Source organism: Pedobacter sp. AC379, assembly GCF_979258145.1.
The window spans coordinates 4,020,358-4,033,970 of record NZ_OZ409839.1 but is presented as its reverse complement, the minus strand read 5'-3'; the positions used below and the strand labels follow the sequence as shown (position 1 = coordinate 4,033,970).

The window sequence follows — 13,613 nt, the reverse complement described above, 5'->3', positions numbered from 1 at the left end:
AATCGAGTTGATAGATTTGAGATAGACCCATATGGAGATAGGTTTATTTATTGCACAAAACTAACCTCCTTAAACCTTATTGAAGCGACAGCTCCCGATTCCTTCAATCGGGACTATAGCGGAAAGAAGGACTATCGGAACCGACCGGCACGACTTAGCTTTCCAAACCCTTTAAAAGCTCGAAAACCTTAAACCTTTCACCTTCCACCTTTTTTACATATTTTTGGCGCATGAATTTTATTATTGCCGAAACACAAAAAGCCATTTCTGAACTTTATAAAGAAGAGATAGCCGAAAGTGTAATCAACATACAAGAAACCCGTAAAGAATTTGAAGGACAAGCAACTATTGTTGTTTTTCCGTTTACTAAAATTTCGAAGAAATCGCCAGAGCAAACCGCTACAGAAATTGGCGAATATTTGGTTGCTAACGTAGCCGATATTACTAAATTTAATGTGGTTAAAGGCTTTTTAAACTTAAGCATTGCCGAAAGTTATTTCTTAAAACAGTTTAACGAAGAAATCTTATCAATCAATTTTGGCGTTTTTGCACCGAACGGTAAAAAGGTAATGGTAGAATATTCTTCGCCAAATACCAATAAGCCGCTTCACCTTGGGCATGTACGTAATAACTTGTTGGGTTATTCGGTTTCAGAACTGCTAAAAGCTTACGGTTACGATGTGGTTAAGGTAAATTTGGTGAACGATCGTGGCATCCACATTTGTAAATCGATGTTGGCCTGGCAAAAATGGGGCAAGGGCGAAACACCGGAAAGTACCGGTTTAAAAGGCGATCATTTGGTTGGAAAGTATTATGTTTTATTTGAACAGGCTTTAAAAAAGGAGGTGACAAGGATATATGAAAACATTTTATATAGAAATGATTATGATCACTTTTACAAACACGAGAATTTAATTCAAATTCAAAATAATATTTCGAGAATTAAAGAACTAGAGGAAGCCTTTATATTATATACTAATAACTTTAACTTTTCAAATACGAATTTTTCATATTTTGAAGTTGAAAAGAACATCGAGAGTGCATTGGACGGTAATATATCGTGGAAGGATGTATCCAAATGCTACAATACCACACTGTTTTCTGAGGTTGAAAGAGTTTCAAAGAAGAAAGAATTAGATAGTTTTTTAAAACCTCTTATTGATAAAGAAAAAGTAATTGATGAAGTAATTTCGCAGGTAAAAGAAATTATAAAGAAAACAACTTTGTTAATGAAAGAAGCACAAACCATGCTTCAACAATGGGAGGCCGGAAACAAAGATGTAGTTTCGCTTTGGAAAACCATGAACGAATGGGTATATGCTGGCTTTAATGTTACATATAAAAACCTAGGAGTTGATTTTGATAAATTTTATTACGAAAGTAATACCTACCTGTTGGGGAAAGGAACAGTTGATGAAGGTTTAGCAAAAGGCGTTTTCTTTAAAAAGGAAGATGGTTCGGTATGGATTGATTTAACTGACGATGGTTTAGACCAAAAATTAGTTTTGCGTGCTGATGGCACTTCGGTTTACATTACACAGGATTTAGGAACTGCTGAGATGAAACACGACGATTTCAATATGGATGAGTCGATTTACGTTGTGGGAAATGAGCAGGATTACCACTTTAAAGTATTGTTTCTGATTTTAGAAAAACTGGGCAAAAGCTGGGCGAAAGGTTTATATCACCTTTCGTATGGCATGGTAGATTTGCCAAACGGTAAAATGAAAAGCCGTGAGGGAACTGTTGTAGATGCCGACGAGTTAATTGAAAGCATGGTTACTACCGCCCGCGAAAAAACGGAAGAATTGGGTAAAACCAACGATTTTAGTGAAGAAGATAAAGAAGAACTGTATAAAAATATTGGTTTAGGGGCTTTAAAGTATTTTCTTTTAAAGGTGGAGCCTAAGAAGCGCTTGTTATTTAATCCTGCTGAAAGTATTGATTTTCAAGGCAATACAGGTCCTTTTATTCAGTATACACATGCAAGGATTAAATCTTTACTAAGTAAAACCGATTATAAGTTCGCAGTGGGTAGCGAGCATTTTTCAGGAATATCAGCAGTAGAATTGGAAATGATTCTGCAACTGGCCAAATACCCTGCAGAAATTGCTATTGCTGCTAAAGCTTATAGTCCGGCAAGTTTGGCCAACTATCTATACGAACTGGCGAAACTATTCAATAAATTTTACCATGAGGTGCCACCAATCGTAAAAACCGAAGAAGGTGAAACGAAACAGTTCCGTTTAAACCTGAGCAAAAAAACGGCTGATATTATTCATGCCGGGATGTTAATTTTAGGTATTACTTCGCCAGAGCGGATGTAAGGTGGAAGAGGTAAGATGGAAAATGGAGAAGAGATTATGGATGTGCGCATAGAATCTTACTATATTAAAAATCTAGTTCTGTGATGTACGAATTGATATTACTCTGTCTGGTGGCGTTTGCTGCCGGGTTTATAGATGCTATTGTAGGTGGCGGCGGTTTATTACAAACTCCCGCCATTTTGCTTATTTTACCCCATTATCCTGTAGCAACCCTTTTAGGAACTACAAAAATTCCATCTTTAGCAGGTACTACACTTGCAGCATTTAAATATTCTAAACAGGTCCGTTTTAATTATAAGGTACTTACCGCTTGTGCGCTTACTGCATTTTGTGCTGCGCTTTTGGGTGCTTTTCTGGTGAGCAGGATCGATAATTCTGTCATCAAACCCGTAATTCTGGTTGTGCTGATTTTGGTTGCACTTTATACCTACTTTAATAAACAGTTTGGTATACATCAGGTAAAAGATCATTCCGTTAAAAAACAGGTATTAATGGCGGGTTTGTTTGGGATAGTGATCGGTTTTTACGATGGATTAATTGGACCGGGGACGGGCTCTTTTCTTATTTTAGTATTTATAGCGGTATTGGGATTCGATTTTATCGGGGCCAGTGCTCATGCAAAAATTGTAAATATGGCCACAAATTTAGCAGCAATTATCTATTTTAGTTCTTCCGGACATATTCTGTTTCAATACGCAATTCCTATGGCTATTTTTAACCTTTCAGGTGCTTTTTTTGGGACTAAATTAGCTTTGCTGAAAGGGAATAAGTTTATCAGGGTATTTTTCCTGATTGTAGTTTTCGGAACGATTTTAAGGTTTGCCTATGATATTGTAAAAGTTTGGATATTATAATGGAAGCGCAGAGATAAATGATTAAACATCAGATTTATCACAAATCATCCTGTCAATAAAAATAGCATATCCAAAAAAGCATCGCCAGATTAAACCAGAGATGCTTTTTCATTTTATGAACAATCAACAATTGACTATAAACCATTGACTATTAAGTATTAGCCATTTACTCTCAACTATCAACCATTAACTATCAACTATCAACAATTGACTATAAACCATCAACTATCAACTATAAACCATCAACTATCCTTCTCAATCCCAGTTTTAGTTGCCACAGGTTTCCTTTTTCTAAAGATTGGAAAAGTCATTGGGCTTCTAGCGGGCCGTTCATCACCAAGGAGCACGCCCCATTGTTTAAATGATTCAGTACGGTCGAAGATAATTTTTAATACCGCCACAATTGGAAGCGCGAGGAACATCCCGGAAATGCCAGCTATACTTCCACCGATAAATACACCAAGAATGGCAAAGAGTGCATTGATTTTTACTTTTGAGCCTACAATCCTAGGCATCAATATATTGTTATCCAGAAACTGAACAAAAGCAATTACACCTAAAACAGTAACCACCGGCCACAATTCTTGTGAGGAGGTTAGGGTAAGCAATACACCAATTACATTACCAATTAATGCACCCACATAAGGGATTAGGTTTAAAATGGCAAAAATAACACCTATTAAAAGCGCATGTTTAATGCCAATCAGCATCAATATTCCACCCAATAAAATCGTCATATAGGTGATTTGAATTAGGAGTCCGATTAAATAACTTTTGATAATGGATTCTGTTTCGTAAATCGCTTCCTTAACTTTAGGGTGATCGTCGGTTTTAAACCACATAAAAATGAAGCGCAATAAAATGTCTTTATAAAAAAGCATCAGGTAAATATAGATGGGCAACAAACCTATAAATACAAAAATGCCACTTAAAGTTACAGCTGCACCACCAGCGAGCGAGGTGCCAATATTCATTAAATCGTCGCTTTTGTCTTGAATAAATGCTTTTTGCTGTTTGTCGTTGTAGTGGGTAATTCTACTGATCCAATCGCTTAACGAGTTGATATGCTGGGTAATATTAGCTTTTATCTGAGGGAAATCTTTAACTAAAATACCAATCTGATTGGAAAAAAACCAAACAATTAGTCCAACAAAAAGTGCCACCAACAAAATTGATATGATAATGGAAAACGATTCGGGAATTTTCTTCCTTTTTAAAAAACGGTAAACAGGTAAGAGCATAATGCTAATGAAAAAGGCCATTAACATTGGCATGATAATATCCCGTCCGATTACCATAACCGCTACAATAGCCATTAGGCCCATTAACTCAATAGATCGTTTAACGGTTAGTGGTAAATTGTTAGTCATAAAAAGCTTAGTCTGATTTCAGTTTTAAACACCATTGTTGTAAAAATGTTTTAATTAGTTGGTTTAGCACCAGGGTTTATGGTTTGGCGACAGTTGACAGGCTAAGCCTAATGCTAGGTGTGTATATTTTATAATTTAATTGATTACCACTTACTTTACCCATAGGAGAAGCAATGAGCAGCATTAACCAGTTATACCATTAACTAATGAGTCGACAATAAAAAAAATTACTTCTCTCACACGATAATGCCCTTGATTAGGCTTATTTTTGCAGCGTTAAAAATACCGCATGTACAATCAAGATACCATTATTGCTTTATCAACTCCTTCAGGTTCTGGGGCCATTGGCGTTATCCGTTTATCTGGTCCGGAGGCTATTTCTTTAACCAATACCGTTTTTGCGGGAAAAGATTTAGAAAAGCAAGCTTCACATACTTTACATTTTGGTTTAGTTAAAGATGGCGATCATATTGTTGATGAAGTAGTTGCAGGATTATTTGTTGCGCCAAAATCATATACAAAAGAAAATGTGGTTGAGATTTCATGCCATGGTTCTAATTATATTATTCAGCAGATTATTAACTTGTTGATTAGTAAAGGTGCACGTGCCGCCAAGCCTGGTGAATTTACTTTACGCGCTTTTTTAAATGGTGCTTTCGATTTAAGTCAGGCAGAAGCAGTAGCAGATTTAATTGCTTCAAACTCTAAAGCTTCGCATGATGTAGCCATGCAACAAATGCGCGGCGGTTTTGCAAATGAATTAAAAGGATTACGTGAGCAACTGATCCATTTCGCTTCAATGATTGAGCTTGAATTGGATTTTGCCGAAGAGGATGTAGAATTCGCCAACCGTGAGCAATTAAAAACCCTGGTCAATAAAATCAACTATGTATTACAGCGCTTAATTTCCTCTTTTGAAATGGGCAACGTAATAAAAAATGGCGTTCCGATTGTTATTGCCGGTAAACCGAATGTTGGCAAATCGACATTATTAAATGCTTTGTTGAATGAAGAGCGTGCAATTGTTTCTGATATTGCAGGTACAACACGCGATACCATTGAAGATGAATTAACGATAGGAGGCATAGTTTTTCGCTTTATCGACACGGCCGGAATCCGCGATACTGCTGATATTATTGAGGCATTGGGCGTTGAGCGTACTTTGGAAAAAATGAAGCAGGCTAAGCTAATTATTTATATGGCCGATGCCGCTCAAAGCATCGAAGAAATTGAAGAGCAAGTACGCGGTTTGGAACAATTGGCCATCCCATATTTAATTTTAGTAAATAAAGCAGATTTGATTGCTGATGCCCAGCGTAAAGCCTTCGAAGCGTTAAATGTGGTTTTTATCTCTGCAAAAGAGAAACAAGGTATAGATGAGTTGAAAATTACTTTATTGGAGCAGGTGAATTTGCACCACATCAATACCAGCGAAACTTTGGTAACAAACATCCGCCATGTAGAGGCCCTTAAACAAACCGAACATGCCTTACAAAATGTATTGGCCAATGTGGATAATCCTGTTACGTCGGACTTTTTAGCGATGGATATTAAGCAGGCTTTACATTATCTTGGTGAAATTACCGGTACTGTTACAACAGATGATTTATTAGAAAATATTTTTACCAAGTTTTGTATTGGAAAGTAATCCTATGGATTTGGTCGACTATTGACTAAAAAAGACAAGTAAATCGCTAATTATTAACTAATTAGCGATTTTTTTATTTCCAATATTTCTGTAATTTGCCCCTGTTTTCCATAGTTTTGTTGCGTTTCTGTAGCTTTTTTTGACAAGTGAAACTGGATAGTGCATTGTATGTTCAATGTCCAGTATTAACTGTTCATAAAAGCACATGGAAGCACGATGAAGCACGAAAATGGGAGACTTAACTTATGAGCAGTAATCTGAAAATTTTAAGGAAATGTGAGTACTGTAACCAGACTTTTATTGCTAAAAAGACGGTGACCAGGTTCTGTGGTAAAGTATGTAATTCCAGATACTATAAATCCAAAGCGAGAGCGGATAAGGTACAGTCTTCTGATCTTGAAACTGTATCCCGGAGCTTTAAATACCAGGTTTCACATTTGGATAGGGAGGTGCTGTCGGTGGCTGAAGTTGCCGGGCTGCTTCGCTCGCACAAAGGAACGATTTATGGGATGATCAATAGCGGGGCGCTGAAGGCGGCGAAGATACATCCACGTAAAACCGTGGTTTTACGCGAAGATTTTCTCTCACTTTTTGACCAGCAGATGTGGCTGAAAAATGTAGCTAAAAAGCGGGCTGAAACACAAAAGGGGGATGATGAATCCGCTGTGAGTTATTATACCACCGCCCAGGTCATTGCTCTATTTGGAAAATCCAGGGAAGCGGTCTATACCATGCTGCAGCGGAGTCGGATAGCGAAGGTCAAAGTTGGCAAAGAGATTCTGATCCCAAAAGACGCGGTAGACAGACTTTATAAACAGAAGTCGGTCCCTAGGGCAGATCCGCTGGATCGGGAACGCAGAGCGAATCAGCGGCTGGCTTCGAAGCCGATCAAAATAGCGGACTGCTATTCGATAGAAGAATGTGTTCAGCTCCTGGGAAAGGAACGGGGACTTTTATACGCCATCTTTAAGAGGCGGAATGTGCCCAAATTGCGGGTGGGGCATTACGTATATTTCCTGAAACGGGCGGTAGACAAAATCCCGAAAGATGCGCTGAATCCAATTGTAATACCGAGTAAATTTTAATATTAACCAAATATCTTATGAACAGTAATCCCAAAGACCAGGTCTTTAACGTACTGCAGGCAGCTAAATACCTGAACTGCTCTAAAAATACCATCTACAAATTGATTAAGGAAGGCAAGCTGACCGTGATCAGGCCCTCACCAAAGAAAACAATCATCCTGAAAAGCTTTATCGATAAAATGTTCGAGGAGTGCCGCTACATTCCCGAAAGCAGCCATTAGCACGGAGCTGGAGAATTGTGGTAAATGGGAGAACTGTGGTTAATGAGCGGTGAATGAAAATCACCGCTGAAAAGCAGAATGGTAATAAACGGTAAAATTTGAATAATTACGGGAATAATGATTTGTTATTCAGTCATTTGTCTATGTTTTTATTGCTGTTTTGCTTTGAAAATATATTTGCTTTTAGCATTTTTATGGCTCCACAAAATAACATTCCTTCTGGGAAACTGGCCAACCACCTTCTACCCATTCCGATGAATCAAATTTATCTTGATCAGTGGAAATATAAATGATTAAATAATATTTAAAGGCATTGAAAAAATGCCTGTCTAACCAATTATAAAACTAAATATGTCCAATGTAAAACTTAGGGCGAAAGCGCTCAGGAACAATAGACAGACGCTTTTTTTGGATTATTATCCACCGCTATTAAATCAGATAAATAGGAAGTACTTTAAACTCAAATATCCGATATTTTTGGGTATTTGAGTTTAAAGTATTTAGCATAAAATGAGGTAATGTGTTCTTATATTTAACACATTAAATTACATAAGCAAGCTGTCCACAAGACTAACACAAGTTTTTAGTAAAATTGAAACTGATCAAATCTCAATAGCCCTCAAAGGGCTGAACTATACCAGCTACGAAATATTTTACCAGCAGCGCTTGGTGGTTTACAGGTACCGCCTTTGGGAATGGTGAGTGATAAATTCAATAACAGTATTAGCGGACTTGAAATCGATTTTAAACGCAACTCCATCGCTGCCTCTGATTGGATCATTTTTCGGGATTTCTGGTAAACCTCCGCTTGAATTCTGGGTAGTTCGTATTGTATAGGTAAGTGTATCCGAATGCACAGCTGCACCTGGCCAATAGCTTATGCTGTTTAGTCTCCAATGGAATATGTGACAGTCCGTGTTTGGCCATTTCTTCCTCGATTGCCGATCGGACATACTTTCCTGCTTCCATTTCCCCACCGCTCTTGAGTTTCAATAAGATTTTCGGCTCATCGATTTCAATCGAATGTAGGAATTTGTTGAGTTTCAGTTCTCTTAACGGGGTACGGAAGGTGAACATGACCTGTGAGTCCAATTTGCTGCTGGTCAGGTAATCTGCCTTGACCTGGTCCAAGTTGCTATAATATTTATCTTCCATTTTGGTGTGATCTCTCCAGTACATCGGATTGCTTTTGGTGATATATACCTTTTCGAAGGATGGTGATGTCAACATGTCTAGCTTGATCTTGAACAATACTGGTCCATAGAAGTTGGGCTGTGAATATTTAACGTGCAGATCTGCACCATCAAGAAAAATCGCATCCCAAACATTGTACTTTTTGTCTTCTGGATCGGATTTTTGCGGGCTTTGCAACAGATTGTCGGTTTCGACCTGGTGCCTGGAGAGCAGGCAGCGCTGCTGGATAAAGGTCTTTGCGGTCAGCACGGTATTTGCGTGGTAGAAGTACTCTACATTTTTCTCCTTTAGGATCTGGTAGAGTCCCTTGGATGATAGCGCGTAATTTTCAATCATGGCTGATTTTTGAGAGTTAAGTTTCTCTAAAGTATTTAGAATTTTGGAATATGCAACAACGCATATGTGCACTTCCCAAAATTCAGACCGTTTAAAAGTAGAATTCTAGACTGAGCAGCAGCGAGGTTATTGGAAAAACTATTAATTTTAATTGGCCATTTTGAAGAAAGAAATTGATCAAATCAAGCCGAAAAAAATGGCTACTTTAGTAAAAAACAAGTGACTACTTTTTGGATAATCTCCAATTCGTGATATTCAGAAAAATATGGTTGTAGGTCGATTTTTCTGTTTTCTTATCGGTCAAAAGGTAAATGAAATCGTAAATTTATTTAAAGATGAACGAAACAACAGATTCGGAGATATATGTTGCCGATAGGCCAATAACCGAGATGAAAGAAGACAGATTTAAGCGATATGAATTTTCTAAACGTATTGCCGAGACTATCTTGCAAAGAAAAAGTTCCGACAGCATTGTTTTTGGCCTTTTTGGTGAATGGGGTGAAGGAAAATCTTCTGTGCTCAATTTCATCAGTAAAGAACTATCCAATGACAATGCGGTGGTACAGATAACCCTGAACCCCTGGCGATATAGTGATGAGGATAGCCTGCTGAAGAATTTCTTTGAGAAAATAGCGGATGCACTTCAGGTGAAGCTGTATACCCGGTCGGAAAAAACAGGCGAAATGTTAAAAAAGGTCGCTAAGGTCGCAAGTGTGACGGGTTATGATGGGACTGGAATCGGAACGTTGTTATCGGATACAGATATCGAGGAGTTTAAAGGGCGGGTTGATAAGTTCTTACGGGAAACCAATAAAAAGGTAGTGATTTTTGTCGACGATATAGATCGGTTGGACAAACAGGAAATCTATGCCTTATTCAGGCTTGTGAAGTTGACCGCCGACTTTTCAAACACTGTATACATATTATCCTTTGATGAACAGATGGTGGCGACAGCCATTGCAGAACGATATGGCAATGGCGAGTTGAAATCAGGTCAGAGTTTTCTTGAAAAGATTATCCAGGTTCCTTTGAATCTACCCAAAGCACATCCAGAATCGCTGAAGAAATTTTGTTTCAACTTGATGGAGGCTGCAATTGACTTTGATAAATTGGCGATCCAAGAGGATGAGATGAGACGATTTGTATCGCAGTTTACCGCAAATGTTCTTCTTCGTTTAAACACCCCAAGACTGGCGGTCAGGTATTCGAATGCACTTTCATTTTCGTTACCGCTTTTATATGGTGAGGCAAATATGGTTGACCTTATGCTGATCGAGGCGTTAAAAATATTTTATCCTGGACATTATGAGCTGATCAAACATAATCCGAACTATTTCATAAAAGCATTCGAAGATGGTCGAGATACAGGGGATAAAAAAAACCGGGACGTATTTTTGGGAATTCTCGATGAGCTGGACATTACGCTTAGCCAAGCAGAAAGGTATGCCGTTCGGAGTCTTATAGGAGACTTGTTTCCACATGTTGATAAGCTTTTTAGCAGCTTTCGGATGATGGCGGAAAATCCAGAAAAATGGTACGCAGCAAAACGAATTGTTTCACCCGATTACTTTGATAGATACTTTTCATATTCAGTGATCGACGGTGATATTTCGGACATCCGTTTTATTGCTTTTATCGACGAACTAAAGAACGAACAGGTTGATCATGTGGTTGAACAAATGCGTGATATTTTATCAGTTGCCCGCCCAGGAAATTTCATTCAAAAACTAAACGTAAGATTGTCTGAATATACATGGACCGAAAGCCAAGTGATCATCAGGGCCATATGTGAATGTGCTGAGCTGTTTCCTAGTGGGACCGGCTTTTTTTATGGATATGGAAGCCCTCAAGAGCAAATCTCTATGTTTATCTATCAGCTGATAAACAAATTTCGGTCTGAGCAAGATGTTACAGCAGCCTTTACAATGGATGTTATGAGGACATCGAAGGATTTTGCTTTCACCTATTCAATAAATAACTGGCTTAGAACCGGTGAAACAGTAGACGATAAAATATTCACCCAGCAACAATACGATGATATGGCTCTTATTCTCAGGGACCGTGCGGTGAGAGAAAGCGGAGATCAGTCTATTTTTGAAGTTTTTCCAGACTATATCTATTACCTTCTTCCGGTGTGGCGGGATAAAGATAGAAAAGGATTGACCAAATATATTAAGCAGTATTTAACACGTAATAAAGGCAACGTATTAAACTTTATCCGTTCTTTTATTTCATTAAGAATAAGCCTTAACGGTGATAATATTAAATACAGGGGTGATCTGGAAAGAGAAGCGTTCGACTTTTTGGAGACGGTATATAATCCGATTTTAGTTTATAAAGCAATTATCAAAAACTTTACGCTTAAAGAACTATTGGCTGAAAACCCCAAGTGGGATCAGGGAAGGAAAGTCGTTTTTTCGGATATCAATATGTCTCGACAGTTCCTGCGGTATGTTCCACAGGCGGTTACGCCAACACAAGCTGAAAGTTTAAATTGACGAAATATGGCTGAAAGGAGAATTTTTGGCAAGGAATTCATGACCGAGGAAATTTTACAGAGATATTTAGGGATCATAAAGAAGCCAAAAGAGTATTGAAATCATCAAACATTATTTTGTGGAAGCACCCACGCGCATAACCTGTTTACAGCGCGGATAATTACTGCATCCCCAGAACTTTCCCTTAGCTGAATTTCTGGCTATCATAATGCCGTCGCAGCTCGGGCATTTCTGTTGAGTGGTTTGTCCCTTGACAATACCATGATCGTGGATCAGTTCGGCTAAAAATTTGCTCATGTTGTGTGGATTATATTGCAGATAGACCTGGTGGCGGGCTCTTGTGAGGGCGACATAAAACAGCCGCCTTTCCTCTGCATTTTCAAAACTGTCGCCGTGCTGGAGCAGGTAGCCTAAAATCGGGTCACCGGCCATTTCTGAGGGAAAACCGTATACGCCGCTATCCAGATCGAGTAAAATGGCCAAATCACAGGTCAGTCCTTTACAGGCATGGGCAGTAAAATAGGAAATCTTGAGCGCTGGAAAAGCTTTCTGCAGTTCCCTTAAATCTGCTGGTGAATTATGGTGGTAGCGCCCGATGAGAAATACCGAGGCGGTGGCGTGGTCTTTCTTGATCTTTGCCAGCATATTCTTTAAAACATCAAATTTCTGCAGATCCCTCTGCGCTTTGTTGCCATAACCGGTTATCGGGCTGAGTACAAAAGAAGGGCGCGGGGCCTTAAAAGGCGAAGACAGGTTTTTTTCAGCTGGGACGGATTCACCTGGATAAAGCCGCTGCTTAAGTTGAGTATCTCTTCGTTAAAACGGTAGGTCTGGAGTACGGCATTTTCCGCTGTAACCCCAAAATGCCTGGAGAATTCGGTGATAATACTGATGTCGCTGCCGGTGAAGCGGAAGATGGATTGCCAGTCGTCTCCGACGGCATAGAGTTTGGCGGTGGGATTGGCCGCTTTCAATGCCTTGATCAGGCCATAACGGCCCATGGACATATCCTGAAACTCATCCACTAAAATATAACGGTACTTTTTATTGAATTCACCGCTGGAAATATATCGGCTGGCGTGGTTGACCATATCGTTATAATCGATGCAGCCCGTGCGTTTGAGTTCAGCCTGGTAAGCTTCACTCAAGGGTGCAAACACGCCTAAGAAAACCTCAAAACGCTGGTCTGTGGCCTTTTCCCTTAGCTGCCCGATACTGCTGTTATTGGACTTCATCAGGTTCGGGTCCAGCAAACATTTAATCTTAGCGTCTCGTTAAAATCAAAATGTAACTTACATAACAAAGTCCGGCAGTTAAAAATTGTGGGGCTTTGTTATTTCTTGAGTAGGCCAGGTTTGGGAAGTCTAGCTTTATTGGCTCCGTAAGCCCTGGAGTGGAGTTTGGTGGGTTCAGTGATTTTGGTGCCCCTGGCAAGGTGCTGAGCCAGCAATGCACCCTCTTCTTCATCCAACGTCAGACCCTGGTTGCCTTTTAGGCGTGGCTTCGGGTTCGTTATTTACAAAGAATAACGTCCTGATGATTTGTGGCTGGCTGCAGGTAATCCGAGATATGGTAATTTAGGGCAATATAGTCAATGATTTTAAGAAAAACGGGCCGGTTTCCTCGTTCAATTGTTAATCGTAGGATATATTTAGCTTTTCACAGTACCTATTGGTGGATTTGATCTTTAGGAAGCTCTGATTGAGGATCCGTGGAAACATAGTTTGGGTTGCAGAAACACAAAAGTGCATCGGTTAATAAAACGTTTTAGTCTTGAATGTCACTTGATTTGGCCCGTTTGTCAACAGATTTGGCCCGTTCGTCAAAATGTTTTTTTTGTTGTTTGCTGAAGCGCTAAATTGGCTGCCTGAATGGCCGTTTATGAACTTTTGGCCAGCTGTCATTTTGATTTTTATGAAGAGAACTATTTTTTTTGCGTCTGCATTGATGGTCCACATGGTGGGTGTTTTTACGGATGTTTTTTCGCAGACTCCGAGGGTTAATGTTGACCACATCTCAGGGGCGGCATCTGTGTCGCTGCCGTTATATAGTCTGCAGAGTGGGCGGCTCCCGCTCTCTG

General features: G+C 39.2%; 10 protein-coding genes. 6 read left to right on the top strand and 4 right to left on the bottom strand.

The annotated features are described in order from the left end of the window. Positions 1-230: 230 nt before the first annotated feature. Both argS and ACZZZW_RS17550 read left to right on the top strand, forming a co-directional pair. Positions 231-2,327, top strand: a complete 2,097-nt coding sequence (argS, locus tag ACZZZW_RS17555; protein WP_463495325.1) for an arginine--tRNA ligase — start codon at positions 231-233, stop codon at positions 2,325-2,327. Positions 2,328-2,410: 83 nt separating this feature from the next. Continuing rightward, positions 2,411-3,181 carry a sulfite exporter TauE/SafE family protein gene (locus tag ACZZZW_RS17550; RefSeq protein ID WP_463495323.1) on the top strand — a complete coding sequence of 257 codons (771 nt, stop codon included), beginning with the start codon at positions 2,411-2,413 and terminating at the stop codon, positions 3,179-3,181. Positions 3,182-3,423: 242 nt separating this feature from the next. On the opposite strand, the gene ACZZZW_RS17545 is transcribed toward ACZZZW_RS17550, so the two are convergent. Beyond that, positions 3,424-4,551: an AI-2E family transporter gene (locus ACZZZW_RS17545; protein ID WP_463495321.1), complete on the bottom strand. Its 1,128-nt coding sequence runs from the start codon at positions 4,549-4,551 to the stop codon at positions 3,424-3,426. Between the two features lie 289 nt (positions 4,552-4,840). On the opposite strand from ACZZZW_RS17545, the gene mnmE reads away from it, so the two are divergent. The 3 genes from mnmE (at position 4,841) to ACZZZW_RS17530 (ending at position 7,505) form a co-directional block, all read left to right on the top strand. Beyond that, positions 4,841-6,199, top strand: a complete 1,359-nt coding sequence (gene mnmE, locus ACZZZW_RS17540) for a tRNA uridine-5-carboxymethylaminomethyl(34) synthesis GTPase MnmE (RefSeq protein ID WP_463495319.1) — start codon at positions 4,841-4,843, stop codon at positions 6,197-6,199. Positions 6,200-6,444: 245 nt separating this feature from the next. Next, positions 6,445-7,284, top strand: a complete 840-nt coding sequence (locus ACZZZW_RS17535) for a helix-turn-helix domain-containing protein (RefSeq protein WP_463495318.1) — start codon at positions 6,445-6,447, stop codon at positions 7,282-7,284. 17 nt (positions 7,285-7,301) lie between these two features. Continuing rightward, entirely contained in the window at positions 7,302-7,505 is a 204-nt protein-coding gene (locus tag ACZZZW_RS17530; RefSeq protein WP_463495316.1) for a helix-turn-helix domain-containing protein, read from the top strand. Positions 7,506-8,282: 777 nt separating this feature from the next. Here the strand turns inward: ACZZZW_RS17530 and ACZZZW_RS17525 are convergent. Further along, positions 8,283-9,035 carry a hypothetical protein gene (locus tag ACZZZW_RS17525; protein ID WP_463495315.1) on the bottom strand — a complete coding sequence of 251 codons (753 nt, stop codon included), beginning with the start codon at positions 9,033-9,035 and terminating at the stop codon, positions 8,283-8,285. A gap of 335 nt (positions 9,036-9,370) precedes the next feature. On the opposite strand from ACZZZW_RS17525, the gene ACZZZW_RS17520 reads away from it, so the two are divergent. Next, a complete protein-coding gene (locus tag ACZZZW_RS17520) occupies positions 9,371-11,533 on the top strand; it encodes a KAP family P-loop NTPase fold protein (protein ID WP_463495313.1) in 2,163 nt (720 codons plus the stop codon). Between the two features lie 111 nt (positions 11,534-11,644). Here ACZZZW_RS17520 and ACZZZW_RS17515 read toward each other — a convergent pair whose 3' ends face one another. Next, complete coding sequence (locus tag ACZZZW_RS17515; protein WP_463495311.1) at positions 11,645-12,178, bottom strand: topoisomerase DNA-binding C4 zinc finger domain-containing protein; 534 nt, start codon at positions 12,176-12,178, stop codon at positions 11,645-11,647. Positions 12,179-12,234: 56 nt separating this feature from the next. Next, positions 12,235-12,786 carry a UvrD-helicase domain-containing protein gene (locus ACZZZW_RS17510; protein ID WP_463495309.1) on the bottom strand — a complete coding sequence of 184 codons (552 nt, stop codon included), beginning with the start codon at positions 12,784-12,786 and terminating at the stop codon, positions 12,235-12,237. Between the last annotated feature and the right edge of the window lie 827 nt (positions 12,787-13,613).

Excerpts from the sequence above, each read along its gene's own strand:
- ACZZZW_RS17515 (WP_463495311.1), bottom strand. The coding sequence starts at position 12,178 with ATGCTGGCAAAGATCAAGAAAGACCACGCCACCGCCTCGGTATTTCTC.
- argS (WP_463495325.1), top strand. The coding sequence starts at position 231 with ATGAATTTTATTATTGCCGAAACACAAAAAGCCATTTCTGAACTTTAT.
- ACZZZW_RS17535 (WP_463495318.1), top strand. The coding sequence starts at position 6,445 with ATGAGCAGTAATCTGAAAATTTTAAGGAAATGTGAGTACTGTAACCAG.
- ACZZZW_RS17530 (WP_463495316.1), top strand. The coding sequence starts at position 7,302 with ATGAACAGTAATCCCAAAGACCAGGTCTTTAACGTACTGCAGGCAGCT.
- mnmE (WP_463495319.1), top strand. The coding sequence starts at position 4,841 with ATGTACAATCAAGATACCATTATTGCTTTATCAACTCCTTCAGGTTCT.
- ACZZZW_RS17525 (WP_463495315.1), bottom strand. The coding sequence starts at position 9,035 with ATGATTGAAAATTACGCGCTATCATCCAAGGGACTCTACCAGATCCTA.
- ACZZZW_RS17550 (WP_463495323.1), top strand. The coding sequence starts at position 2,411 with ATGTACGAATTGATATTACTCTGTCTGGTGGCGTTTGCTGCCGGGTTT.
- ACZZZW_RS17520 (WP_463495313.1), top strand. The coding sequence starts at position 9,371 with ATGAACGAAACAACAGATTCGGAGATATATGTTGCCGATAGGCCAATA.
- ACZZZW_RS17545 (WP_463495321.1), bottom strand. The coding sequence starts at position 4,551 with ATGACTAACAATTTACCACTAACCGTTAAACGATCTATTGAGTTAATG.